This window comes from Mesorhizobium sp. ORM8.1 (genome assembly GCF_053005525.2).
Window position 1 is genome coordinate 4,179,148 of sequence record NZ_CM132600.1, and the last position, 25,760, is coordinate 4,204,907.

Sequence of the window (25,760 nt, forward strand, 5' to 3'; positions counted from 1 at the left end):
TCCCATAGACCCATTGAACCATCCCCAAGCCAGTTCGTGGAGCCCACGCATGGTCAAGACGCCGAAGATGCGACATTCGAAGAGCCGGCGCGAGCCGGTGACCATCGAACTCGAGCCCGGCGCCGTTTCGCGAATCACCGACGAGGATGCCGCCAAAGCCGAGGCCGCCAATGCGCCGACGGACGAGGCAAAGGCGGAGGAAGCCGCGGTTGCGTCGCAGCCGGATGTTCCGGAAGAACCGATCCATGCCGAGCAGGCCGACATCGAGCCATGGGAACACACCGATGCAGGGCAGGCGGGATCCAATAAGTCCGAAGCCAGCGGCAAGGGCGAGGCGGAAGCGCCCTATCCCGGCGGCTCGCCGGCTTCATCGGATAGGCCCAAGAGTTCGGATACATCCAGGAGCAGTGCCACAAGCTCGGATTATGATTTCCAGGATGCCTCGTCGGCCGCGGCATCGGCCAGCGCCTCGGCATCCAAGGCAAGCGAGACGAAGAGCGCTGATCGCGTGCAGCCGTCACGCAGAGCCGGTGTGAACGTCATGGCCGCCGGCGTCGTCGGCGGCGTGATCGCGCTGGCCGGCGCCGGCCTGCTGCAGGCCGTCGGCCTGCTCGGCGCGCCGGGATCGGGCGCTGGATCGCTCGACGGCGTCAATGGCGAGATCGCTTCGTTGAAGAGCGAGGTCGCGGCGCTGAAGGAAAGCAGCGGCACCGGGGCCTCCGCCAAGGTCGATGGCCTTTCGTCGGCGCTGGAACAGGTCAAGGCAGACATCGCGGCGCTGAAATCCACCGCAGGACAGGCCGGCGGTGACGGCACGGCGCTGAAGGCGCTGAATGACAAGCTCGGTCAGATCGAGACGACTGTCGCCGCTCTGCAAAAGTCCGGCAATGCCGCGCCTGTCGATCTCGGCCCGCTCAACGAAAAGATCGCCAGCCTCGACGCTCAGATGAAATCGGCCGGCGCCGCCGCCAAGGCCGAGGACGGCCGGGTCGCGGCGATCGAGCAGTCGGTGTCGCAGCTCTCCGGCAAGGTCGAGGCGCAGGCCTCGCAGCCGAAGATCGCCTTGGCCATCGGCGCCTCGGCATTGAAGGCGGCGCTCGACCGCGGGGCGCCGTTCGCGACGGAACTCGAGACTTTCGCCGCAATCGCGCCGAACGCGCCCGAAATAGCGGCGCTGCGTCCCTATGCCGAAAAGGGCGTCGCCGCCCGTGCGGTCATAGCTTCGGAAATGGAAGCCGCCGCCAACGCCATGGTCGAGGCGGCAACGCCGGTCGACCAGAATGCCGGCTTCTTCCAAAGCCTGGTGTCGAGCGCCGAATCGCTTGTCAAGGTGCGGCCCGTCGGCGCCGTCGAAGGTAAGGGCGCGCCCGAAACCGTGGCGCGCATGGAGGTCGCGGTCAACCAGGGCAACTACGCCAAGGCACTCACCGAGTACGATACGCTGCCGGATGCCGTGAAGGCCGCCGGCGCCGATTTTGCCGGCAAACTAAAGGCGCGTATCGAGGTCGAAAAGCAGATCGATTCCTTGATTGCCAGCGCGATGAAGACGTGAAGGTGGCCAGATGATCCGCATCCTCGTCTTCCTCGCCGTCGTCTTTGCGCTCGGGCTGGGCTTTGCCTGGCTGGCCGATCGTCCGGGCGAGATGCTGGTCACCTTCAACGGCTACCAGTATCAGATCAGCCTGATGGTGGCGGCAGTAGTGATCGTTGCAGTGGTCGCCGCGGTGATGATCCTGTGGTGGCTGGTCAAGTCGCTATGGAACAGCCCCTACACCATCTCGCGCTATTTCCGGGTACGCCGCCGCGACCGCGGCTACCAGGCGTTGTCGACCGGCATGATCGCGGCCGGCGCCGGGGACGGCGCGCTGGCGCGCAAGAAGACCAAGGAAGCGGCAAAGCTGATCAGCTCCGACCAGGAGCCGCTGATCAACCTGCTCGATGCGCAGGCCTCGCTGCTCGAAGGCGACCATGAAGGGGCGCGCGAGAAATTCGAGCGCATGCTCGACGATCCCGAACTGCGGCTGCTCGGCCTGCGCGGGCTCTATCTCGAGGCCGAGCGCCTTGGCGACCGTAACGCCGCGCGCCACTACGCCGGCCGCGCCGCGGCGGCCGCGCCGCAGCTTGCCTGGGCAGCGGAATCGACGCTTGAGGAATTGACCGAGCGCGGCGACTGGGACGGCGCGCTGAAGCTGGTCGAAACGCAAAAATCGACCCGGCAGATCGAGCGCGATGCCGCCAACCGCCGCCGCGCGGTGCTGCTCACCGCCAAGGCGCAGGCGCTGGTCGACAGCGACCCGAACGGCGCGCGCACGGCAGCACTCGAAGCCAACAAGCTGGCGCCCGATTTCACGCCGGCGGCGGTCATCGCGGCCGACATGGTTTTCCGACAAAACGATGTGCGCAAGGGCTCCAGGATCCTGGAGACGGCCTGGAAGGCCGAACCGCATCCGGACGTCGCCGAGCTCTACACGCATGCAAGGCCGGGCGATGCCGTGTTGGATCGCCTCAACCGGGCAAAAAAACTGCAGGATTTGAAGAAGAACCACGCGGAATCGTCGATGGCCGTGGCGCGCGCCGCGCTCGACGCGCAGGATTTCGCGACTGCTCGGCGCGAGGCCGAGGCCGCGATCCGCATGGACCGCCGCGAGGGCGCCTATCTGCTGCTGGCCGATATCGAGGAAGCCGAATCCGGCGACCAGGGCAAGGTGCGGCAGCTTTTGTCCAAAGCGGTGCGCGCGCCGCGCGATCCGGCCTGGGTCGCCGACGGCGTCGTCTCGGAACGCTGGGCGCCGGTGTCGCCGGTGACCGGCAGGCTCGACGCCTTCACCTGGCGCGCGCCGATGGAGCGGCTGGGACAGTTGATCGACAGCCTCGAGGACAGGCCGGCCGCAGCGATTGCCGCGCCGGCGCAGCTGGCCAAGGAGAGCGTCGTCGACGCAGACGATCACTCCGTTTCCGCTGACAGGCCGGACGAACCGGCAAGCTCAGCCGGTGGCGATCCGGTCAGTCCGGTCACGGCGGCCGCCTTCGCGGCGGTGCCCACAGATGCCGAACCGGTCGGGCCGGCCGAGGAATTGACCCGACTGCCGGACGATCCCGGTGTCGCGCCGGAAGACGAGGCGGAAAAATCACCGCGCCGGTTTCGTTTGTTCTGAGGCCGGATTTAGTGGGCAGGGAAAAAACATCGATGTTCGAACGCGTGCTTTCATTCCTGAGGGATCTGCCGGGCGGCGAGGCCAAGCCAAGCGCCGACGATCCGCGCGTCGCGGCGTCGGCGCTGCTCTACCATGTCATGAACGCCGACGGCGTGCGCCAGGACGTCGAGTGGGAACGGTTCAAGGAAATCCTTGGCCAGACCTATTCGGTGAGCGGAGCGGAGCTCGACGCGCTGGCGGCGGCCGGTGAGCGCGCCGACAATGAAGCGATCGACCTCTACGCTTTCACCAGCGTGCTCAAGCGCCATCTCGACGCCGAGGCGCGCAAGGCGTTCATCGGGTTGATGTGGGAGATCGTCTATGCCGATGGCGAATTGCACGAGCTTGAGGACAACACGGTCTGGCGCGTCGCCGAACTGATCGGCGTCGAGCGGCATGACCGCGTCGAGGCGCGCCGCAAGGCGGCGGCCGAAGTGCCTGGCGCACGCGGCAAATCGAGCGACGAATAAGGGCCTTGCTTTCTCCATGGCATCGACACCAAGGCCGAGACCGAAAATCCTGATCGTGCTGCACCAGGAGAATTCGAGCCCCGGCCGTGTCGGCCATATGCTTCTGGAAGACGGTTTCGATCTCGACATCCGCCGACCGCCGCTCGGCGACGATTTGCCCTCAACGCTGGACGATCATGCCGGCGTGGTCGTGTTCGGCGGGCCGATGAGCGCCAATGATGACGAGGAATTCGTGCGCCGTGAGACCGACTGGCTGAAAATCCCGCTCAAGGAGAACCGGCCGTTCCTCGGCATCTGCCTTGGCGCGCAGATGCTTGCCAATCATCTCGGCAGCAAGGTCGAAGGGCATGGCGAGGGGCTGGTCGAAATCGGCTGGTATCCGCTGAAACCGACCGAGGCCGGCAAGAAGCTGATGCACTGGCCGGAGATGGTCTACCAGTTCCATCGCGAGGGTTTTTCGCTGCCGAAGGAAGCGACACTGCTGGCGACGGCCGAGACCTATCCCAACCAAGCTTTCCGCTATGGCGACAATGCCTGGGGCATCCAGTTCCACGGCGAGCTGACCCGGGTGATGATGCAGCGCTGGGTGGTGCGCGGCGCGCATCGCTTCGAACTGCCCGGAGCGCAACCCGGCCGCGACCATCTCGGCGGCCGGCTGATCTGGGACATGCATCTCAAGCGCTGGCTGAGCGAGTTTTTGAGTTTGATCTTCGGCAAGCCTGCCGTGGAATAGAGTAAAACCCGGCTGCTCAAAGGCAATTACATCCCGAACGCCTCGCTAAACGCGAGCCGCTCTTGTGTCGCCGCATCATTCCTTTGATGGATTTCAGAGGTCAAAAAGCAAGATAGCGTGCGGCGCGCGAGAACGGACGCGGTCGCCGTCATGCAAATAAGCAACAAACAGCCTCCTGCCCTGCAGGCAGTGATGAAAGAGGCCAAACGCGCCATAACGCCGCTTATCTGTTTCAGCGGCGGCATCAATATACTGATGCTCACCAGCTCGTTCTACATGCTCCAAGTCTACCACCGGGTGCTATCCAGCCACAGCGTGGAAACTTTAACAGCGTTGTCGTTAATGGCCGGCGCGGCGATCCTGACAATGGCAGGGCTCGAAATAGTACGCGCCCGCCTGCTGTCAACCGTAGGCGCCTGGATGAACTCGAGGCTGGCCCCAGTCTTGTTGACCGCGTCAGTAGAGCAGTCGGCCGCCGCACCAGGTCAAGGCAGCACGCGGCCTCTCCGCGATCTCGATCAAGTGCGGAGTTTCTTCACCAGCCCGAGCATCTACCCGATCCTCGACGCGCCGTGGTCACCAATCTTCTTCATCGCCATTTTCTTCATGCACCCATGGCTCGGTTGGTTGGCGCTGGCCGGGGGCGGTGTGTTGTTTGCGCTGGCCTTGCTCAACGAACTTGCTGCCCGCAAGGCGCTTACAGAGGCCGGCAACGCACAGGCGAGGGCATTCACCCAAGCTGACTCGGCAGTCCGCAACGCCGAGGTCGTCCAGGCCATGGGTATGCTGCGGCCATTGCTAGCCAGATGGCAAGAACAGCAAGATGAGGCGAGCACCGGACAAACCGCAGCCGGCAACCGCGCCAGTGCCATCGCGTCTGCCGCGCGTTTCTGGCGGATGACCTTGCAAATGGCCGTCCTCGGCCTCGGCTCTTACCTGGTGCTGCAAAACGAGGCCTCTCCCGGCGTAATGATCTCATCCTCAATCCTGATGGGTCGCGCGTTGGCCCCGGTGGAGCAAGCGATCACCACGTGGAAGGCGACACTCGGGGCACGCGCCGCTTACAGGCGTCTCACCGCCTTTCTCGGCCAGCGACCCGAGGCCAAAGCGGGGTTGTCATTGCCGCGCCCACAAGGAAGGCTTGAGGCAGAGAGTATCGTCCTCGCCCGGCAAGGTGGTGGGGAGCCTGTGTTGAAAGGCGTGAGTTTCCAACTCAAGGCCGGCGAAGTGATGGCACTGATCGGCCCGAGCGCATCCGGTAAGACAAGTCTGGCACGTGCTCTCACCGGCGCTTGGCGCCCATCAGCCGGTCGCGCTTTGCTCGATGGTATGGACGTCGCCGAGTGGGCCGCTGAGGACCGTGGTCGACACGTCGGTTATTTGCCACAGGATATCGAGTTGTTCGCCGGCACAATCGCCGAGAACATCGCTCGCTTCACGATGCTCAGCCCAGCAGTGTTCAACAACGTGGTCGAGGCCGCGCAAGTGGCGGGCGTTCACGAATTGATCAAGGGCCTGCCGAAAGGCTACGAAACTCAAGTCGGGGACTCAGGCGCATCGCTGTCAGGCGGACAACGTCAACGAATCGGGCTGGCGCGAGCACTTTACGGCGATCCTGCAGTCATCATCCTGGACGAACCGAACTCCAACCTCGACCGCGAGGGCGAAGACGCCCTGATAGCCGCGATCGGCGCGGTCAAGGCGACGGGCACCACAATCATCCTGATCGCACACCGCCCGGGTATCATGGAGAAAGTCGACAAGGTGCTGGTCCTCGACCGGGGCAGACAAGAATTGTTCGGGGCGCGTGACACAGTCTTCAACGAACTCGCCGCCCGCGCCAAGAGAGTGGCCCAGTTGCCGAACGCCAATCACATTACGGCAGTCAAGTCATGACCCGCACAAGCTCAAGAGACAAAGATTTGAACATTGTCTCTCTGCCCGTGCCGCTCCGATCCGCGCCGGCATTGCAACCGCTCCGTCTCAGAGCCGTCACGTACACCGGTTTCTCCATTATGTTCCTGTTCTTCGGCGTGGCGGGCGGGTGGGCGGCCTTGGCACCGCTCGACAGCGCCGCAGTGACGACCGGGGTGGTCAAGGTTGACGGTGACCGCAAACTCATCCAGCACCTCGAGGGCGGCATTATCGCCGAATTGGACGCCGTCAACGGCGATATCGTCAAGAGAGGCAAAGTCCTCATCCGCCTCGACAACACGCAAGCCAAAGCTCAACTTGACTCGATCCAAAACAAGATCGCCACTCGCGAGGCACTCGTCGCCCGTCTCCGGGCCGAACGCGACGGTAAGGACACAATCGAGTTCGACCAAGCATTGCTCGACAACCCGGACCCGGCCGTCAAGGACGCGGTGGCCACTCAACGTGACGTCTTCAACGCGAAGCACCGTAACCGGAAAGACGAGAAGGAAATCCTCGACAAACGCGGTCAACAGATCGCCGAGCAAATTGCCGGATTGCAACAGCTTATCGCAACTGAGGATAAGCAGATCGTGACATTTGAAAACGAGAACAAAGACCTCGAGGCGTTGCTCAGCAAGGGGCTCACCACCCGCGAACGTCACTTGACGCTCACCCAACAACAACGACAGACCGAGGGAGAACGTGCCACGAATGTCGCGTCGATTGCCCGCGCCCGCAGCTCCATCGCCGAAATCGACATGCAAATCCTCAATCTCACAACGCAACAATTGAACGAATCCGTTGACGAATTGAGCAAGGTCGAGGCGGAGCTGTTCGACTTCCGACAGCAAGCGCGCGCGGCCGGGGATGTCCTCAAGCGCACCGACATCACCGCCCCGGTCGACGGAATCGTAATGGACGTGAAAGTTCACACGGCGGGCGGAGTGGTGAAACCCGGTGACACGCTGATGACGATCGTGCCTCTCGGCGAGAAGCTGGTAATCGAGACTATGGTCAAGCCTGAGGACGTTGAGACGATCGCCCCTGGCCAGACCGCGCATGTCAGCTTCCCTGCCTTCGCCAAATACAACCTGCCGCAGCTCGACGGAGTGGTGGAAACGGTGTCGGCCGACCGGTTGGTGGATGAGCGTACCAACGCTCCCTACTTCTCCGCGACAGTGGTCATCAACAAGAGCGAATTAGCAAAGCTCGACGGTCGCAAGCTGCTGCCCGGCATGTCGAGCGAAGCCATGATTAGGACCGGCACTCGCACGGTCCTGGCTTATCTCGCCGAACCGCTCACGCAAAACATCCGCCGATCATTGCGCGAGAAATAAGAATTTCGACGGCTCCGTGCCTACCCTTCTCACAACGAGGGAGGACCAAGAACACAGAAACAGTTTTATGCAGTGTATCGCCACAACACGCACAATTGTGTGCACAGTATGGAGGTGAATACCATGGCCAAAAAGCCAGTCTTAGTATCCGTAGGTCCGGATTTCTCACTGTCGAGCGCCAGTGTCGATTTGAATCTGACACACACACGGTCCAATTCGAAGAGAACGTCCCGCCGAGCGCGACAGTCACCGACGAGGCCAGTTACTTCGCCGGCGGGAACGCGGTGACGACCGACTTCACGTACACGAGGTCTACACAGGTTCGAACTTCTCCGACAGAATGATCGGTGACGATCTCGGCAATCATTTTTCCGGGGGCTTGGCAACGATTTCCTGCACGGCGGTGCCGGCCCCGACTTCCTCACCGGCGATGACGGCAACGACTTCATCACCGGCGGAGCAGGGGACGATATTCTCTTCGGCGGCGCCGGCAACGACACCATAAACGGTGGCGACGGCAACGATGTTCTCAGAGGCGGTGACGGCGACGATATCTTGAATGGTGGAGCAGGTGACGACACCATCACTTGCAGCGATGACACCCAAGCCCACTTTTCCCCCGGTCACGACACCGCCAATGGCGGTGATGGGGACGACACCATCACCGCCGGCCGCGAGGGCGGAACCTTCAACGGCGGGGCCGGGAACGACACCATCCAAGGCAGCGAGGGAACCGACATCATCAATGGTGGGGATGGCAACGACACCCTCTACGGCGATCACACCGGCTTTGACATCAACAGCATCGACACCATTCACGGTGGGGCCGGGGACGACATCATCTACGGTGACGACATGTCGCTGCCATCCGGCAAGGATAATTTCCTGTACGGCGATGCCGGCAACGACGCCATAACCGGCTACCTCGGGAACGACACTATCAGCGGCGGTACCGGCAACGATTTGATCGACGGTGGCGGAGGCAACGACACAATCGACGGCGGCGCTGACAACGACACGATCCGGGGCGGTATCGGCAGCGACGTGATTCACGGCGGCGCAGGGGACGACCTTATCTACGGCGGCAGCGGGATCCGCCCGAGTGATGGTCTAGATCACACTCCCGGTGACGGGAACGACACGCTGTACGGCGGTGCCGGCAACGACACGATGTATGGTAACGCCGGTGACGATTATCTTGACGGTGGCGCTGGCAACGATTCGCTATTTGGTGATGACGCCGCCACGACCATCACCGGCGGCAACGACACCATCCATGGCGGTGCCGGTGATGACATAATAGGAGGTAGCGGCGGTACCAACACCCTATACGGCGACGCCGGCAATGACACCATATTGGGTGGAGACCAGAACGACACCATCTACGGTGGTAGCGGCGCTGACATTATCTACGGCGGCTCGGGTGCGGACTGGATGTCGGCGAACAACGGTGTCACTACCGGGGATGGCGCCCGAGACACCTTCGTCTTCTTCTCGGGTGAATCATCGGCGACCGTGCAGGACACCATCCAGGGGTTCAAGCACGGCGAGGATATAATCCGTCTAACCGACTCTCAGCACGTCGGATTGATCGTTAACGACGCTCCCGGCAGCAGCGGAACTTTCGTCTCGTCTCAGGCAGCTCTCGACTATCTTCACGCACACAACATATCCGCCGAAGGAGCGGTGGTGAAGGTCGACACCGGCAGCAGCGGGCTCATTATCGGCTTCAGCGACGACGCCGGCACAATCGACCTCAACGTTGCGGTAGGCGAGACGGCGGCAACTCACATGACCGATTCAGACTTTATCTTCTAACCAAGCGAGGGCGGCGGACAACGTCGCCCCTCCAGTTTGCAGCGGAGTACAAGCGCCTACTCCCGGTTACTAAGATCAGCCCTTTCGGAGCGCGGCGTTCTGGCTGGCGCGACTCTAATGCAGACAACGGAGAGCCTCCCGATCCCGATCGAGAAGGCTGACTGGCTGGTTGTGATTGTCCCGCCCCGGAGGCGTGCAGCGTGGACAATGAAACGCAAGGATAAGGCGCGGCCGTTTGTGCCGACAGAATCCATGCCGGTACGGTCGAGGATGACAAGGGGACGCTTGGCATCTCTTTATCCAGACAACGGAAGGATTGCTGGATATCGCGCTTGATGGGCAAGCCGCCGACGCCATCGTGAAGGCCGTCAGTTCCATCCAGGCGAAATTAGACCCGACATAAAAGATGCCCGGGCGGCATCCCGGGCTAGCTGGAGGTCTTGGGAGTGCGCCGATGCATTCTACCCCAATCGGCACCGGGCAATCTGCTCGATCATCGTGACAACCAGATGAAGGCCCAACATCAGCCGCTGTCGGCGCGAGCTGATTGGCCCGAGCGTCGAACCCAGCGGCCTAGGCCCACCGCTCAAATCAGTCCCGGCTGTTCAAATGCCGCACTTGGCGTAGCGCCGGGAACAGCCAGGCCCATAACCCCGCGACGGCTATGGCGCCGATGCCGCCGATCACCACAGCCGGCACGGTGCCGATCAGCGCCGCCATCGTGCCGGCGCGGAATTCGCCGACTTCGTTGGAGGCGCCGACAAAGACCTGGTTGACGGCGTTGACGCGGCCGCGCACCTCGTCCGGCGTCCACAGCTGGATCAGCGTCTCGCGGATGTAGACGCTGAACATGTCGGTGGCGCCGAGGAAGGCAAGTGCTGCGATCGACAGCCAGGTGATGGTCGACAGGCCGAACAGCACGGTGAAGGCGCCGAACGCCGCCACGAAACCCAGCATGATCTTGCCGGCATTGTCGCGAAGCGGGTGCCCGGCGAGCCAGACCGCGACGCAGATGGCGCCGACGCCGGGCGCCGAGCGCAGCAGGCCGAGACCCCAGGGGCCAAGCTGCAGGATGTCGCGGGCATAGACCGGCAGCAATGCCGAGGCGCCGGACAGAAGCACGGCGAACAAATCGAGCGAGATGGCGCCGAGCACGATCTTCTCGCCCCAGATATAGCGGAAGCCGGCAAACAGCGTTTCCATGGTCGGCTTGTCGGTGGCGCTCTGCTGCGCCGGCTTCGGGATGGTGAAGATCAGCAAAGCGGCAATCAGCATCAGCAGGGCGGCAACGGCGTAAGCGATCTCAGCCGAGACGCCGTAGAGCAGGCCGCCGGCGACCGGGCCGATGATCGTCGCCGTCTGCCAGGCCGACGAGTTCCAGGCAATCGCATTGCCGAAATCTTCCGGGGGCACCAGATTGGCGAACAGCGAGGACGAGGCCGGTCCGAAAAAGGCGCGCGCCATGCCGAACAGCGCCAACACGACGAAGATCGGCAGCGGACTGACAAGGCCACGCAGCGCGAGGTACAGCAGAACGAGCGCGCAGCCTGCCTCAATGACGGTCGACAGCGCCATGATCAGGCGACGGCCGAAACGGTCGGCAACGACGCCGGTGACCAGCACCAGCAGCAACGAAGGCAGGAACTGGACGATGCCGACGATGCCGAGATCGAAAGGGTCTCGCGTCAGGTCGTAGATCTGCCAGCCGACCGCGACGGACACGATCATGGTGGCGAAGGTTGTGAGGAAGCGCGCCGTCCAATAGCTCAGGAAGGAACGATGGCGGAATGCAGCATAACGCTGCTCCGGCGATATTCGTTCTGCGGTCATGGAGATAAGGCCCCGTTGCGAAAATATTGGCCAGCGGGGCACTTCCCGAATGGGCGCTGTTCCGGCCAACGAAACTTAACAAAGTTCGCGCGGCATATGCTTTAAAATCGAGTTTGGATCAAGGGATTTTAGACTTTCCGGCTGGTTGCACGAGGAAGTTACCGCCTCAGCGAAAGCCTGGTCGAAATCGAGGTCGACATAGGAGACGGCGCAGCCGATCGCCTTGGGCGTCTCGATGTTGGTGGCGTAGTTGGGCCGCACGACCACCAGATGGTCGCTGGCCGAGAGCAGCGCGGTGGAAATGATGAACAAGGCGCCGGCAGCGCCCGCGGTCACCAGCACGTCGTCAACGGAGAGACCCCTATCTTGCGCCGCGATCAGCCCCCGCAACTCCTTGTCGCCACGATGTTCGCCGTAAAGCAGGGTGAGGTCGGGCAGCGCCAGGCCGATGTCGGAGAGCTTCTGGTCGGCGATCGAGCTTTCGGACAGGTTATAGCGGATGCGGTCGTAGCCGTACTCCTCCGGCGCCTCTTTCTCGATCACCATCCTGGCGTAGTTCATCGCTGCTCCCCCAAATGCCCGTTTATCCAAGCCACAAAAGCAGGAAGCCTGCCAAGGCGGATTTGCCGGCAGGCTTCCTCAAACGATTGGTGCAGGGGCGGGCTTTCTCAGGCGGTCGCCTTGGCCTTCCTGCCCTTGGCGGGCTTCACCGGCTCCGGTTCGGCTTTGCGGCCGAGGCCGATCGACTTGGCCAGCAGCGAGCGCGAGGCCGCGTAGTTGGGAGCGACCATCGGATAGTCGGCCGGCAGGCCCCATTTGGCGCGGTAAGCCTCGGGAGTCAGGTTGAAATGCACGCCGATATGGCGCTTCAGCGATTTGAACTTCTTGCCGTCCTCGAGGCAGATAATGTAGTCCGGCGTCACCGAGCGCTTGGGGTTGACGGCGGGAACGGGCGGAGGCGCCGCGGGCTCTTGCGGCTGGGTCAGTCCGCCGATCGAGGATGCGACGCTGGCGATAAGCTCGCCCAGACCCGAAACGGGCAGGCGGTTCTTCGCCACATAAGCCGAAACTATGTGTGCTGTAAGCTCGAGCAGATCGGCTTCTTCCCTGGCTGTGGTGTCCTCGTCCACGTCATCCCTCCTTGTTGTGTCCCTATGGCCGCAAAGACAACTCGGCCTTCGCGGGGTTGTAACCTTAAAGCGCAACGCTCCTCGTTTGCGCATCCGCAAAGGCGCATGGTGCCGCTGGCCAGCGAATTCCTAGTCGGCAAATCTGCACAAAGCAACGATTCGTCGCGCAGTTACACGCTATTTTGAACAATTATACTGAATTGTAACAATATCAGATGATCAGCGCCTTGTCGCGCCAAAGTCGAAATCCACCCTCGAACGCACGAGTGTTGTCGCCGCGCCTGGATTTCTCAGGCAATTCGTCAAGCTTATCGACGTTTCCGCCGCCGATGACGACATAGTCCGGCTGCAAGGCGGCGCGAAGCCTGTCGACAACGTCGAAAACGTATCTGCGCCACTTTTTCTTCCCGCGCTTTACCAGGCCGCGTTCGCCGACATAGTCCTCGAAGCTCTCGCCCTTTTTGTAAGGAAGGTGGGCCAGTTCCATCGGCTGGCCGACATTGTTGATGACCATCGCAGCACCCAGTCCCGTGCCGAGGCCGAGGAAGAGCATGCGGCCGCCGTCATAGCTGCCGATCGCCTGCATCAGCGCATCGTTGACGAGCTTCACCGGCTTGCCGAAGGCAGCGGTGAAATCAAAGCCGTTCCAGCCCTTTCCCAGGTTGAAGGGATCGAGCGAGGGTTTGTTGTCCCGCACCGGGCCCGGATAGCCCATCGAGATCACCTCATAGTCTAGCCCTTCGGCCAGCTTGGTCACAGAGGCAACCACCTGCTGCGGTGTCAGGCTCGGCCCCGAATCGACCCGGCGCATTTCGCCGCCGGCGCTGGTCAGGATCTTCACATGCGAGCCGCCGACATCGATCGTCAGCACGATCGGGTCGGTGGTCGCCGCAGCCGGTTTTGCCGCCTTTGCCATGCTGTTCCCCCTTTGAATTATTTCGTCGGATTGATCCAGCCGTCGGGCGGGCCGAAGCCTTTCATCGCATCGGCCGGTCCCCAGGTCTTGGGCGCATAGGTCGCCGGTGGCGTGGTGTCGCCCAGCACCGGGCCGACGATGCGCCAAGCCAGTTCCGCCGCGTCCTGGCGGGTGAACAACTGGCCGTTGCCGTTCATAGCATCGCCGATCAGCCGCTCGTAAGGCGGCATGTCGTTCTTGGTGTCGTCGAGCGCGGTCAGTTCGACTTGCTCGCCGACCATGTCGTCGCCGGCTCTCTTGCGCTGGGCGCCGATCGAGATCGCCACCTGCGGATCGATGCGGAAGCGGACGTAGTTAGCGTCGGCCGGCTTGATCGGATCGAAGACATCGAGCGGAGGCCGCTTCAGCCGCACGATCACTTCGGTCGCATGCACCGGCAGGTTCTTGCCGGCGCGGATGAAGAAGGGCACGTCCCGCCAGCGCCATGTGTCGACGAAGAAGCGCACCGCTGCAAAGGTCTCGACCGGCGAATTGGGCCTGACGCCCGGCTCGGCAAGGTAGCCGTCGAACTGGCCGCGCACGACGTCGTCCTTGGTCAGCGTGCGGATGGCGCGCAGCACCTGCACCTTCTCGTCGATCAGATCGTCGGCCGAACGGCCAATCGGCGGCTCCATGGCGAGCAGAAGCAGGATGTTGAGAAGATGGTTCTCGATGACGTCGCGAATGCAGCCGACATCGTCATAGAATTTACCGCGCCCTTCGACGCCGAAATCCTCGGCCATGGTGATCTGCACGCTCTCGACGAAATTGCGATTCCAGATCGGCTCGAGGAAGGCGTTGGCGAAGCGGAAATAGAGCAGGTTCTGGATCGCTTCCTTGCCGAGATAGTGGTCGATGCGAAAGATCGACTGCTCGTCGAACACCAGATGCAAGACGCGATTCAGCCAGCGCGCCGATTGCAGATCGTGGCCGAACGGCTTTTCCACCATCAGCCGCGCGCCATGCGCGGTCCCGGACTGCTCCAGCCCTTGCACGACCGTCTCGAATATGGTCGGCGGTACGGCCATGTAATGCAGCGGCCGCTGCGCCGAGCCCAGCACCGTCTTCAATTTCTCGAAGGTGGCGCCGTCGCGATAATCGCCGCTGACATAGCGCAGCAGCGAGGTGAACTTGCCGAAGACCTTGTCGTCGACCGCGCCCAGCGCGGTGACGATGCCGTCGCGGGCGCGATCGGCCAGCTTGGCAAGGTCCCAGGGCTCGAAGGCGACGCCGATCACCGGCTCGGTCAGCGTCCCCTTGGCGACCATCTGGTAGAGCGCCGGGAATATTTTCTTGTGCGCAAGGTCGCCGGTCGCCCCGAAAAGCACCAGCGTGTCGGACCTCTCCTGGCTCATGCCGCTCTCCCCTCACGCGCCGGTCTTCGGCTTTTCGAGATGGCCGCCGAACGCGTAGCGCATGGCGGACAAGAGCTTGTCGGCGAATTGCGATTCGCCTTGCGAGGAGAAGCGGTCGAACAGCGCCGAGGACAGCACCGGCGCCGGGACGCCGGTGTCGATCGCCGCCTTCAGCGTCCAGCGGCCTTCGCCGGAATCCGAAACACGGCCGCCGAAATTCGCCAGGCCTGGATCGCTCTTCAGCGCGCCGGCGGTGAGGTCGAGCAGCCAGGAGCCGATGACGCTGCCATGGCGCCAGACCTCGGCCACCTGCGGCAGGTCGACATCGAACTGGTAGTATTGCGGATTTTCGAGCGGGCTGGTCTCGGCGTCGGCGGTGCGATTGCGTTTGCCGGCATTGGCCGACTTCAGGATGTTCATGCCTTCGGCATAGGCGGCCATGACACCGTATTCGATGCCGTTATGCACCATCTTGACGAAATGGCCGGCACCGCTCGGCCCGCAATGCAGATAGCCGAAGGCCGCCGTGCCGTCCGCCTTGGAGGGATTGGTTCCGGTGTCCGGGCCAGGGGCAAGCGTGGCGAAGACCGTATCGAGATGCTTCACGGCGTCATCCGGACCGCCGATCATCAGGCAGTAGCCGCGCTCCAGCCCCCAGACGCCGCCACTGGTGCCGACATCGACGAAATTGATGCCCTTGACCGCGAGCTTCGCCGCCTGGTCGACGGCGTCGTGGTAATAGGAATTGCCGCCGTCGATGATGATGTCGCCCGGCTCCATCAGCGCCGCGATCTGGTCGACGATCTTGCCGGTGATCGCCGCCGGCAGCATCAGCCAGGCGCAACGCGGTTTCGCCAGCTTGCCGACGAACTCCTCGAGCGAGGCAGCACCCACGGCGCCATCCTTGACCATACCGGCGACGCTTGCCGAGTTGATGTCGTAGACGACGCATTCATGGCCGTCGCGCATCAGGCGCCGCACCATGTTGGCGCCCATCCTGCCCAATCCCATCATTCCGATCTGCATGGTTTCATCCCGATTGCTTGAGGAAAGAAGAAACTATTGGCCGTGCTCGTGTGATCATGATGCGTCAATGCCGACGCTGAAGTCGACATTCTCCCAACGCATCGCATCGGGCCAGAAAAAGTGAAGACGATGGTGCTTCCCGCCTCCAATCCGGCGACCGGCAAGTCGACCAGATGCACGCCGAAAGCATTTTCCCGGGTCTTGTGGTCCTGGATGGTCAGCCAATTGTCGCTGCTCCAATGGACGACGCCGGGCGCCGAAAGCTCGACGCGCAAAACCTTGCCGGCGGGAACCGAGCGGATCTTGTTGTTGAAGCGCCATATCCTGAGCGGCGAGCTTGTCTTGCCCTTGATGTAGCGCTCGACACCTTGCGGCGGCATGTCGAAGACCGCGCCGTCGCGCAGCGAACGCAACAGCTTGATGTGCTCGGCATGCGCCCAGACCAGCGGCATGGCGCTGCCGGACGGCTTGCCCAGCCACAGTTCCCGGTTGGGCATATCAGCGGCGTCCCAGACCTGCTCCGGCAACAGGCCGCCGATGCCTGCCGAGCGCTCGAAGGTTTCGAGAAGCTCGGCGGCTCTGTCCTTGCGGCCGGCAGCCAGCTCGTAATGCGCCCGCTCGCCGGTGAGTAGGGGCCAAGGGCGTCCCTGGCCGGTGCCGTCGAAAGGCGTGCCGTCCTCGTGCTCGCCATAGCCGTCGCCGGTGTAGCGGTACCAGACCGGGCCTTGCGGCAGGTCGCAGCGCAAAAGAGCATCGATAGCCTTGACGGTATTGACGATGCGCGCATCGTCGGCCGCCCTGAGGCCAAAGCGAACCAGGGCCAACGCGTCGGGGCTGATGATGGCTTCGGCCGGTCTGTCGGTGTCGCCTGGCGGCCGGTTCTTGATCGGCACGAAGCCGTCCTTCGGCGCGGCGGCACCGGCATCATCCGGCGGCGCGATGCGGACATAGTAACCCTCGACGCCCGTCTCGATGCAGACATCAGTGCCCGTCACATAGGTCCAGCGCTCGACCTGGTCGTTCCAGCAATCGGCCGTTTCGCGCAGGTAGTTTGCCGGCTCATTCTTTCCGAAGACATCCAGCATGTCGGCGGCGGCAAGCAGCGCGGCGATCTCGACGGCCAGCGTGAACGGGCTGTAGCCGGCGTCCTCCTCCCAGCGGTCCTCGCCGGTGACGGGGCCGTTGCGCACGACATAGGAGGCCGCGCTTTCGATCATGGCGAGGAAATCGGCAAGCCTGGCGCGCGGCAGATGGCCGGCGCGGCGCAGGGCATCGGCCAAAAGCAGCGGAAAGGCGCATTCATCCATCTGGATGCCCGGCCAATAGGCGGTGCCGTCCGACCAGACATTCTGCGGCCAGTGGCCGTCGGGCTGCTGGATCGAGCGCAGATAGGTCAGGATCTGCAGCGCCTGCCTGCTGTCGCCGGCGGCGAGGAACCCGCCTGCGGTCTCGACCAGGTCACGCGGCCAGACCAGATGGTAGCCGCCGAGATCGTCGTCGCCCTTGTTGAAGCCCCAGGGTATCGACAGGCTGGCAACGGCAGCACCCGGTCTCGCGACCGAGAGATGCGAAGCCAGAACCGCCGTGCTCACACGATAGGTGTTCAGCCCGGAAGCGGTGTGGCGGTCGAGCTTCTCAAGCCCGGCCTGGAATGTCCGCCAGTTCCCGGCATAGATCTCGGCAGCAGCGTCGAAGCCCTGCTTAAGACTGGCCAGCGCCAGGTCGGCGGCCTCTTGCGGCGAAGCGCTGAAGCCAAGCGCCAGCAAGGCTGTGGTCTTTCCGGCCGAGAAGCCGATCTCACCGGTCAATGCGACATTGCCGTCTTCGGCCCGCTGGCATGAAGGATCGAGCGCGCCGCCGTTCTGCAATTGCTGCCAGCCGTCGGAAAAGCCGACGTAACCGGCCGAACAGGTTTTCCAGGGCAGCGAAGAGACCAGCGCCATGGAGACACCGCGTCCCGTGGCGAAAAGCATGCGCTGGCCCTTGTATTCGCCGGCCCAGGCCGTGTTGCCCATGCCGGCGTTGACGAGGTGCGGCGCAAGCAGCGCGTAGACATGGTAGTCGGCCGTCGAACCTTTCAGCGCAACGAATGCAATCTCCTGCAGCAGGACAGGCCGTTTCGGATCCGTAATGATGCGCTTTTCGATGCGGTAGGCGCCGTCTGTCGCGGTATTGGTCAAGCCGTAACCCGGCACGCCGTCCTCGAAGGGCACGATGGTGTGCGCGGCGTCGCGCTTTTCTTCCGAGAAATAATCATCGGAGCCAGTGACGATCAGTTCCATGTCGCGCGTGCAGGCGGCGTCGAGACGCGGATAGTAGATCTCGTTCAAGATGCCGTGACTGATCGTGAACCAGAGCGGGCTCTTGGCTGAAAACGCGGTGCCGATGCCACTCTTGGCGCTTGACGTCCAGCGCGCCGGTATTCCGGGCGCGCCTTTGGCAACGGTCGGCGTTACTGCCATCAATTGGCCTCCTGTCGTGCTCCTAGACCATGTGCCGGCGGCTTTTTCAATCATCGCACCGCAAGTTGATCGAAGGGCCTGAGGGCTTTGCAGTTGACAGCTTGCGGTTCGTCTGAATTTGTCTGACAATAGATAAAAAACAGGGACTGCATGTAACGATCATCAGGCAAAACTAGCAACTTCGGGAGGAAATCATATGAAGAAACTGCTCGTTCTGGGTGCGTTGGCGGCTATGCTGGCCTCAGGCACCGCGCTCGCCGACACCAGCGGCAAGAAGATCGCCTTCTCCAACAACTACGCCGGCAATTCGTGGCGCCAGGCGATGCTCGACAGCTACGGCATCGTCACCAAGAAAGCGGTCGACGACAAGGTGGTCGGCGCGGCCGACATTTTCACCACCGCCGACAAGGAAGTGCCGACGCAGGCGGCGCAGGTGCAGAACCTGATCCTGCAGGGCTATGACGCCATCGTCATCAATGCCGCCTCGCCGGACGCGCTCAACGGCGCCATCAAGCAGGCCTGCGACGCCGGCATCACCGTCGTCTCCTTCGACGGCATCGTCACCGAGCCATGCGCCTACCGTGTCGTCGTCGACTTCAAGGACATGGGCAAGCAGGAAGTCGAGCAGATGGCCAAGTTCCAACCCAAGGGCGGCAATCTGCTCGAAATCCGCGGGCTGGCCGGCACCTCGATCGACGATGCCATCCATGCCGGTATTCTCGAAGGCGTCGCCGCCCATCCCGAGTTCAAGATCGTCGGCTCGGTGACCGGCGACTGGGACCAGACGACGGCGCAGAAGGCGGTCGCGACCATCCTGCCGTCGCTGCCCGATGTAGTCGGCATCGTCGACCAGGGCGGTGACGGCTATGGCGCCGCGCAAGCCTTCGCCGCCGCCAACAAGCCGCGCCCGACCATCATCATGGGTAACCGGCAGGACGAGCTGAAGTGGTGGAAGGAGCAGAAAGAGAAGGACGGCTACAAGACCTGGTCGGCCTCTATAGCGCCCGGCGTGTCGACGCTCGCTTTCTGGGTGGCGCAGCAGGTGCTGGACGGCCGCAAGGATATTCCGCACGATCTTCTGGTGCCGTATCTGGCCTTCACCCAGGACGATTTCGAGGCAGCCCTGCCGAAGATCAAGGAGGGTGGCGTCGCCACGCACGAATACACGCAGGAAGAAGCCATCGCGGCCATCAAAACCAATATCAAGTGATGGCGGACCCGTTGCCGCCCGCATCGCCAACCGGATATCGTTGAGCATGCCCGCAGGGAACGCTGACATCATCAGACTGAACGGCGCCGAGAAGCATTTCGGCGCCGTTCGGGCACTAAACGGCGTCGATTTCCATGTCGGCGCCGGCGAATGTGTCGGGCTGGTCGGCCATAACGGCGCCGGCAAGTCGACGCTGATGCACATGGTGGCGGGCACGCTGCGGCCGGATGGCGGGCAGATCGCCGTGCGCGGCAATGCGGAAACCGAATATTCGGTGGCGCGCGCGCTCAAGCTGGGCATTCGCTGCGTTTTCCAGGAGCTGTCGCTTTGCCCCAACCTCAGCGTCGCCGAGAACACCCGCATCAATCATTCCGCGTTGACCGGCTTCGGCTGGCAGCGCAAGGCGGCTAGCCTCATCCGGGCGAAGCTCGATGAGATCTTCCCCGACCACGGCATTTCCGCCGACGACATTGCCGGCGACCTGTCGATCGGCCGAAGGCAGATGGTCGAGGTGGCGCGTGCCTTCACGCTGACCAGTGAGCCGTTGCATCTGGTCATCCTCGATGAGCCGACGTCGTCACTGGACGCGCATACGGCGGGGCAGCTTCTCGCCTTTGTCCGCCGCTTCGTTGCTTCCGGCGGCAGCTGCATCCTGATCTCGCATGTGCTGGGCGAAGTTCTGCAGAATGCCGACCGCATCGTGGCGATGCGCGACGGCAAGGTGGTCGCGGCCGACGCGGCAAATGCTTTCGATCGCGACAAGCTGGTCGCCGCCATGGGCGGCGCGGAAGGCCATCGGAAAACCGCAACGCAAGCCCGCAAGGCCGAGGCTGGCGCGCTGCGGGTCAAGGCGCGCCCGGCGCGCCAGCAGGACGGCAAGGAACTGGTCGCCCGCGCCGGCGAGATCATCGGCCTTGCCGGGCTCGCCGGCCACGGTCAGACCGATCTGCTGCTGGCCATCTTCTCAGCCGCCTCCCGGGCCAAGACCGGCATCGAGGTCACGGCGCCGGTGGCGCTGGTTGCTGGCGATCGCCAGGCCGACGGCATCTTCGCGCAGTGGTCGATCGCGCAGAATATCGGCATCCGCTCGCTGGCCCGCTTGCGCAATGGTCTGCTGATCTCGCCGCAGCGCGAGGCCGAGCTGGCCGAAACCTGGAAGTCCAAGATCGGCATCCGCACGCCGGACATGAACAACAACATCTATTCGCTATCCGGCGGCAACCAGCAGAAGGCGCTGTTTGCCCGCGCGCTCGGCTCGGACGCGCAGATCGTGCTGATGGACGACCCGATGCGCGGCGTCGACATCGGCACCAAGCTCGAAGTCTACTATCTGGTACGCGAGGAGGCCGCCAAGGGCCGCACCTTCCTCTGGTACACCACCGAAACGGAAGAGCTCGACAATTGCGATCATGTCTATGTGTTCAAGAACGGCCGCATCGTCGCCAACCTCAGGCGCGACGAACTGACGGAGGAAAAGATCATCCAGTCCTCGTTCGGTGACGCGGCCTGAGATGACCGCGATGGCTCCAGGTACAGCTCCGACATCCTCGGCACGCGGTGGTGCCGCCAGGGCGCGCATGCTGCGCAGCCTTTTGCCGGCTTTGTCGCTGGCTCTCGTGCTGATGGCGATTGCCTGGCTCAACCCGCGCGCCATCAGCTATTTCGGCTTCAACCTGATGCTCAACCTAGCGATCCCGATCGCATTGGCGACGATCGCGCAGATGTTCGTCATCGCCGGCAATGAGCTCGATTTGTCGATCGGCACTTTTGTCGGCTTCGTCGGCTGTGTGACCGCGACATGGCTGCGGGACGCGCCGCTCATCGGCATCGCGGTGCTGCTGGGCTCCATCGGCGTCTATGCGCTGCTCGGCGCGCTGATCCATCTGCGCAACCTGCCGTCGATCGTGGTCACGCTCGGCATGAGCTTCGTCTGGCAGGGGCTTGCCATTCTCGTCCTGCCGAAACCCGGCGGCAAGGCGCCTGACTGGCTGCTTGCGATCATGTCCTTCAAGCCGCCCTATATCCCGTTCCCGATCCTCGCGGCGTTGATCATTGCCGTCGTCGTTCATTTCGGCCTGATGCGGACCTCCTATGGCGTCATCCTGCGCGGCTCCGGCGGCAATGCGGCAGCGCTCAGGCGCGCCGGCTGGTCGTTGCTGAGGGCCAAAACCACGCTGTTCGCGCTTACCGGCCTGTTCGGCGTGTTGTCGGGCATGGCGCTGATCGGCATCACCACGTCGGCCGACGCCAATATCGGCAATGGCTATACGCTGCTTTCGATAGCCGGCGTCATACTGGGCGGCGGCGAATTTGTCGGCGGCCGCGTGTCGCCGATCGGCGCCGTCCTCGGCGCGCTGACGCTGGCTTTGGCCGCCTCGCCATTGCTCACCTTCATGCACATCCCGCCCGACTGGCAGGTTGCCGCCAATGGCGCGATCCTGATCATCGTGCTGGCCGCGCGGGTGCTGATCAGCCGCAGGGAGAAATGAGCATGGCTTCGCTGCGGTCGGTGTTCGAAAAACCCTGGATCTGGTCCTTCGTCGGCGCGCTGCTCGTTTGGTTGGCAACAATTGCCTTCACCGGCGGCTACGGCGGCGGCGGCATGATCACGGCAGCGCTTTCGCTGGCGGTCTTCACCGTCATCGTCGGCGTCGGCCAGATGTTCGTCATCACGCTCGGACCAGGCAATGTCGACCTGTCGCTGCCGGCCAATATCGGGCTGGCGAGCGCGGTGGCGATGAAAGTCATGGGCGGCAGCGACGCCATGATCGTCGTCGGGCTGCTTGCGGCGCTCGCCTGCGGCGCCGCGATCGGCGCCATCAACTATCTGCTGATTTGGGCACTGCGCATCCCACCGATCATCGCGACGCTGTCGGCGAGTTTCATCATCCAGTCGGTCGACATCAGCTATGGGCGCGGCCTGCAGATCAAGCCGCCGCCCGGCTTCGCCGACTTCACCAACTGGCAGGTGCTCGGCATCCCGGTGCTGGCGATGCTGACGGTGCTGTTCACCATCGGCGCGGCACTGGCGCTGCAGCGCATGATCTATGGCCGCTCGGTGCTGGCGATAGGCCAGAACATCCGCGCCGCCTGGCTTGCCGGCGTCAATGTCGGCCGTGTCCGCTTCCTCACCTACACGCTGTGCGGCGCGCTGGGCGGCATCGACGGGGCACTGCTTGCCGGCTATTTCCGCGGCGCCAATGTCGATATCGGCAACGAATACCTGCTTGCCTCGATCGCGGTCGTCGTCATCGGCGGCACCTCGGTCGCCGGCGGCAAGGCCAATGTTCCCGGAGTCTGGGGCGCCGGCCTGTTCCTGGTGCTCCTGCTCACCATGCTCAACACGTTCGGCGTCAGCGCCGGCGTGCGGTTGCTGCTCACCGGGCTGATCATCGTCGGCGTGATAACGGCGGCCGGTGGCGAAAAGGCTGCTCGGTAAGCAATTCCAGGAAAAGTGAAGCGGTTAAGTTCGGCGACGTCGCCGTAACCCTCCCTCCGGAATTGCGAGAAAGAGCCTTACTTGGCCGCCTTGGCGCGTGCGATCGCGTCGAGGATCATCTTCTTGGCATATTTGGAATCGTGCCAGCCCTCGATCTTGACCCATTTGCCGGGTTCGAGATCCTTGTAGTGCTCGAAGAAGTGCTGCACCTGCTGACGCGTGATGTCGGGCAGCTGCGTGTATTCGGTGACATTTTCGTAGCGCAGCGTCAGCTTGGGTGACGGCACGGCGATGATCTTCTCATCCTGGCCGGCGTTGTCTTCCATGATCAAGACGCCGATCGGCCGCACATTGATGACACAGCCCGGCACCAGCGCGCGCGTGTTGCAGACCAGAACGTCGATCGGGTCGCCATCGCCAGACAGCGTGTGCGGCACGAAGCCGTAATTGCCGGGATAGCGCATCGAGGTGTGCAGGAAGCGGTCGACGAACAGCGTGCCGGCCTCCTTGTCCATCTCATACTTGATCGGCTCGCCGCCGATCGGCACCTCGATGATGACGTTGACGTCGTCGGGCGGGTTCTTTCCGGTGGGAATGGCTTCGATGCGCATGGCTAAAATCCCTCTCTCGATTGCAAGACCGATAGCGGGGGACGCGTCATGGTGCAATGCGTCGAATAGTGCGGAGCGCTAATGGAAACGCACAGTTTGTGATGGTCTGCAATCTAGCTGACGTTCGTCATTCCCAGACGAAGGCCACCTTCTTCAGGGCCTTCTGCTCGAAGACCTCGACGCCTTCGGCAACGTCGCGGCCGCCATTGCCGGCGTAGAAGGCCAGAGCGTTCTGGTTGTCTTCGAGCGCCCATACCACCATACCGCGCAGGCCATGGTCGGCAAGGCGCGCCTTGGCAGCCTTAAACAGCCGGCTGCCGAGCCCGATGCCCTGATACTCAGGGCGCAGATAAAGCTCGTAGATCTCGCCCTGCTGCCTGAGCTCGCGGGCGCGATTCTTGCCGATCGTGGCATAGCCGGCGACGGTGCCGCCGATCTCGACCACCAGCACGGTGGCGGCGCGGCGAATCGCGTTCGCCCACCAGTCGACGCCGCGGCGATTGATCATGGAGGTCAGCGTGCGGTGCGGGATGATGCCCGAATAGGCGCCGCGCCACGCTTCCTGATGCACTTCGGCAATGGCGCTCGCGTCGCGAGGTTCGGCTTTGCGGATGTCGATGGTCAGCGTGTTCATGATTGGTTAACCATAAACCCGCGTCGCCGACTTGCAAAGAGTCCGCTGCGTCCGGCCGGCGATTTCGCACAGGCGAAAGACGCGCCGCCGCGGACAGGCCAGGTCAGATTTCGACGAGGTGATCGTCGAGCTCGTTGGTGTCGCCGGCGGTGACCGGGAAATGCTCGGCGAGCACCGCGCCGACCGCCTCGATCGCCTTCACAAAACCATTAGCCAGCTGGTCGTCACCGGCATGTTTCGTCAGGTCGCGCACCACGCCGTCCCAGACATGCTGATCGACTTTGGCGTTGATGCCCGCGTCGGCCACTACCTCGGCATAGCGTTCGGCAATCGAGACGAAGACCAGCACGCCGGTGCGCGCCTGCGTGCGATGGACGTTGCGGGCGAGGAACTGCTTCATCGCATTGGCGTGTGCCGCCTGGTAGCGCTGCCGCTTTGGCACGAAGTGAATGCGCAAGGCCGGCAGCAGCCACAGCAAGACGAGGATGGACACCAGCGCAAGCAACTGCGCCAGCACGAAATGCGGCAGCCGGATGGTCAGCCACCACGCTTCCAGGCCATAGGCGACGGCGAGGCTGGCGACAAACAGGCCGAGCGTCGTCGTGAAGGCGGCCGGGAAGAAATAGCCGTCGCTGGAATGCGCGACGACGCAGTAGATTTCGCCGTCGGTCTTCAACTCGGCCGTACGGATCGCCTCGGCGATGCGCTCATGGTCCTGCGGGCTGATCGGTCGTGTCGCCATTTCTCTCACCAGCTTCCCGAAGAGCCGCCGCCCCCGGACGAGCCGCCGCCGCCGGAAAACCCACCACCGCCGCCTCCGGAAGACCAGCCTCCGCCACCCGAAGACCAGCCTCCGCCGCTGGAGGATGATCGCCGGCTCGGCTCGAAAGTCATGCCAAGCCAGCGGTAGCGGCCGGGGCCGATCTTCTGGCCGAAGATCGGTGGCAGCACGGTGAACGCGATGCTGCCGAAGACGATCAGCAACCAGATGCTGATGAAAACGGCGAAGAACAGATTGTCGGAATTGAACGGCGCCTGCTCGTTGCGCTTGCCGCGCGCTTCCAGCTCCTCAGGATTACCCTCGAGCACCATGATCATGTCGTCGACGGCCTTCGAGATGCCGCCGGAAAAGTCGCCGACGCGGAAAGCCGGCACCATGTCGTTTTCGATGATCAGCTTGGTGTGCAGGTCGGTCAGCGCGCCTTCCAGACCGTAGCCCACCTCGATGCGCATCTTGCGGTCGTTGGGCACGACCAGCAGCAGCACGCCATTGTTTTCCTTGGCCTGGCCGAGCTTCCAGAAGCGGAACAACCGATTGGCGTAAGGCTCGATCTCCTCGCCGTCGAGGCTGGGGATCGTGGCGACGACGATCTGGTCGGAACCCTTGGTCTCGAAGTCGGCGAGCTTTTGCGTCAGCGCGGCTTTGGTGCCGGCGTCGATGATGCCGGCATTGTCGACGACGCGGCCGGTAAGAGCGGGGAGGTCGGCGGCGAGGGCGGCGAGGGGAAGGAGGAGAAGGCCGACTAGAATGCCAAGAAAAGAGAGGTAGGTGCGAGGCGCCCCCCTCTGTCCTGCCGGACCCGGCCCTTCGCTGTCGCTCCGGGCGTTCGTCATTCGGAAAGCCAAGCAATTGGCTTTC

Annotated in this window: 21 protein-coding genes and 2 pseudogenes; 12 read left to right on the forward strand and 11 right to left on the reverse strand. The window is 63.2% G+C overall.

Annotated elements, in window-relative coordinates; all coding sequences use genetic code 11:
* Positions 1 to 49 precede the first annotated feature (49 nt).
* The 8 genes and pseudogenes from ACVDG8_RS21025 to ACVDG8_RS21060 all read left to right on the forward strand — a co-directional run bounded on the left by ACVDG8_RS21025 (position 50) and on the right by ACVDG8_RS21060 (position 9,469).
* Complete coding sequence (locus ACVDG8_RS21025) at positions 50 to 1,552, forward strand: COG4223 family protein (protein WP_447256411.1); 1,503 nt, start codon at positions 50 to 52, stop codon at positions 1,550 to 1,552.
* 10 nt (positions 1,553 to 1,562) lie between these two features.
* Positions 1,563 to 3,155, forward strand: coding sequence for a heme biosynthesis HemY N-terminal domain-containing protein (locus ACVDG8_RS21030; RefSeq protein WP_447256412.1), 1,593 nt, complete (start codon positions 1,563 to 1,565; stop codon positions 3,153 to 3,155).
* A gap of 32 nt (positions 3,156 to 3,187) precedes the next feature.
* Positions 3,188 to 3,664: a tellurite resistance TerB family protein gene (locus tag ACVDG8_RS21035; RefSeq protein WP_447256413.1), complete on the forward strand. Its 477-nt coding sequence runs from the start codon at positions 3,188 to 3,190 to the stop codon at positions 3,662 to 3,664.
* A 16-nt stretch (positions 3,665 to 3,680) separates the two neighbouring features.
* A complete protein-coding gene (locus ACVDG8_RS21040; RefSeq protein WP_447256414.1) occupies positions 3,681 to 4,397 on the forward strand; it encodes a glutamine amidotransferase in 717 nt (238 codons plus the stop codon).
* A 150-nt stretch (positions 4,398 to 4,547) separates the two neighbouring features.
* Positions 4,548 to 6,293, forward strand: a complete 1,746-nt coding sequence (locus ACVDG8_RS21045) for a type I secretion system permease/ATPase (RefSeq protein ID WP_447256415.1) — start codon at positions 4,548 to 4,550, stop codon at positions 6,291 to 6,293.
* Positions 6,290 to 7,651: an HlyD family type I secretion periplasmic adaptor subunit gene (locus ACVDG8_RS21050; RefSeq protein ID WP_447256416.1), complete on the forward strand. Its 1,362-nt coding sequence runs from the start codon at positions 6,290 to 6,292 to the stop codon at positions 7,649 to 7,651. Before ACVDG8_RS21045 ends, ACVDG8_RS21050 begins: the two co-directional genes overlap by 4 nt.
* 393 nt (positions 7,652 to 8,044) lie before the next feature.
* A pseudogene (locus ACVDG8_RS21055) lies at positions 8,045 to 8,185 on the forward strand (calcium-binding protein); the annotation flags it as partial.
* 21 nt (positions 8,186 to 8,206) lie between these two features.
* Positions 8,207 to 9,469, forward strand: a complete 1,263-nt coding sequence (locus tag ACVDG8_RS21060; protein WP_455707199.1) for a calcium-binding protein — start codon at positions 8,207 to 8,209, stop codon at positions 9,467 to 9,469.
* Between the two features lie 591 nt (positions 9,470 to 10,060).
* Here the strand turns inward: ACVDG8_RS21060 and ACVDG8_RS21065 are convergent.
* The 7 genes and pseudogenes from ACVDG8_RS21065 to ACVDG8_RS21095 form a co-directional block, all read right to left on the reverse strand.
* The gene (locus ACVDG8_RS21065; protein ID WP_447256418.1) at positions 10,061 to 11,299 is read right to left on the reverse strand and encodes an MFS transporter; all 1,239 of its coding nucleotides are present in this window, start codon (positions 11,297 to 11,299) and stop codon (positions 10,061 to 10,063) included.
* A 75-nt stretch (positions 11,300 to 11,374) separates the two neighbouring features.
* Positions 11,375 to 11,860: a hypothetical protein gene (locus ACVDG8_RS21070; RefSeq protein WP_447256419.1), complete on the reverse strand. Its 486-nt coding sequence runs from the start codon at positions 11,858 to 11,860 to the stop codon at positions 11,375 to 11,377.
* A 107-nt stretch (positions 11,861 to 11,967) separates the two neighbouring features.
* On the reverse strand, positions 11,968 to 12,429 hold the full coding sequence (locus tag ACVDG8_RS21075) for a MucR family transcriptional regulator (protein WP_447256420.1): 462 nt from the start codon (positions 12,427 to 12,429) through the stop codon (positions 11,968 to 11,970).
* A gap of 211 nt (positions 12,430 to 12,640) precedes the next feature.
* Positions 12,641 to 13,345 carry an ROK family protein gene (locus ACVDG8_RS21080; RefSeq protein ID WP_447256421.1) on the reverse strand — a complete coding sequence of 235 codons (705 nt, stop codon included), beginning with the start codon at positions 13,343 to 13,345 and terminating at the stop codon, positions 12,641 to 12,643.
* Positions 13,346 to 13,362: 17 nt separating this feature from the next.
* Positions 13,363 to 14,739, reverse strand: a complete 1,377-nt coding sequence (zwf, locus tag ACVDG8_RS21085; RefSeq protein WP_447256422.1) for a glucose-6-phosphate dehydrogenase — start codon at positions 14,737 to 14,739, stop codon at positions 13,363 to 13,365.
* 12 nt (positions 14,740 to 14,751) lie between these two features.
* Positions 14,752 to 15,765, reverse strand: a complete 1,014-nt coding sequence (gene gnd, locus ACVDG8_RS21090; protein WP_447256423.1) for a phosphogluconate dehydrogenase (NAD(+)-dependent, decarboxylating) — start codon at positions 15,763 to 15,765, stop codon at positions 14,752 to 14,754.
* Between the two features lie 54 nt (positions 15,766 to 15,819).
* Positions 15,820 to 18,227: pseudogene (locus tag ACVDG8_RS21095) on the reverse strand (glucan 1,4-alpha-glucosidase).
* 196 nt (positions 18,228 to 18,423) lie between these two features.
* On the opposite strand from ACVDG8_RS21095, the gene ACVDG8_RS21100 reads away from it, so the two are divergent.
* The 4 genes from ACVDG8_RS21100 to ACVDG8_RS21115 are packed head-to-tail and all read left to right on the forward strand — an operon-like array spanning position 18,424 to position 22,876.
* Complete coding sequence (locus ACVDG8_RS21100) at positions 18,424 to 19,437, forward strand: substrate-binding domain-containing protein (RefSeq protein ID WP_447256425.1); 1,014 nt, start codon at positions 18,424 to 18,426, stop codon at positions 19,435 to 19,437.
* Between the two features lie 46 nt (positions 19,438 to 19,483).
* Positions 19,484 to 20,947, forward strand: coding sequence for a sugar ABC transporter ATP-binding protein (locus tag ACVDG8_RS21105; protein WP_447256426.1), 1,464 nt, complete (start codon positions 19,484 to 19,486; stop codon positions 20,945 to 20,947).
* Positions 20,948 to 20,957: 10 nt separating this feature from the next.
* Positions 20,958 to 21,926, forward strand: coding sequence for an ABC transporter permease (locus ACVDG8_RS21110; RefSeq protein ID WP_447256427.1), 969 nt, complete (start codon positions 20,958 to 20,960; stop codon positions 21,924 to 21,926).
* A 2-nt stretch (positions 21,927 to 21,928) separates the two neighbouring features.
* Positions 21,929 to 22,876, forward strand: a complete 948-nt coding sequence (locus tag ACVDG8_RS21115) for an ABC transporter permease (RefSeq protein WP_447256428.1) — start codon at positions 21,929 to 21,931, stop codon at positions 22,874 to 22,876.
* Between the two features lie 77 nt (positions 22,877 to 22,953).
* Here the strand turns inward: ACVDG8_RS21115 and ppa are convergent, their stop codons facing one another.
* From ppa to ACVDG8_RS21135, 4 genes are all read right to left on the reverse strand, one after another.
* Positions 22,954 to 23,487: an inorganic diphosphatase gene (gene ppa, locus ACVDG8_RS21120; protein ID WP_447256429.1), complete on the reverse strand. Its 534-nt coding sequence runs from the start codon at positions 23,485 to 23,487 to the stop codon at positions 22,954 to 22,956.
* A 127-nt stretch (positions 23,488 to 23,614) separates the two neighbouring features.
* A complete protein-coding gene (locus ACVDG8_RS21125) occupies positions 23,615 to 24,121 on the reverse strand; it encodes a GNAT family N-acetyltransferase (RefSeq protein ID WP_371011604.1) in 507 nt (168 codons plus the stop codon).
* Between the two features lie 103 nt (positions 24,122 to 24,224).
* Positions 24,225 to 24,863 carry a TPM domain-containing protein gene (locus tag ACVDG8_RS21130; protein ID WP_447256430.1) on the reverse strand — a complete coding sequence of 213 codons (639 nt, stop codon included), beginning with the start codon at positions 24,861 to 24,863 and terminating at the stop codon, positions 24,225 to 24,227.
* A 5-nt stretch (positions 24,864 to 24,868) separates the two neighbouring features.
* Entirely contained in the window at positions 24,869 to 25,735 is an 867-nt protein-coding gene (locus ACVDG8_RS21135) for a TPM domain-containing protein (protein WP_447256431.1), read from the reverse strand.
* Between the last annotated feature and the right edge of the window lie 25 nt (positions 25,736 to 25,760).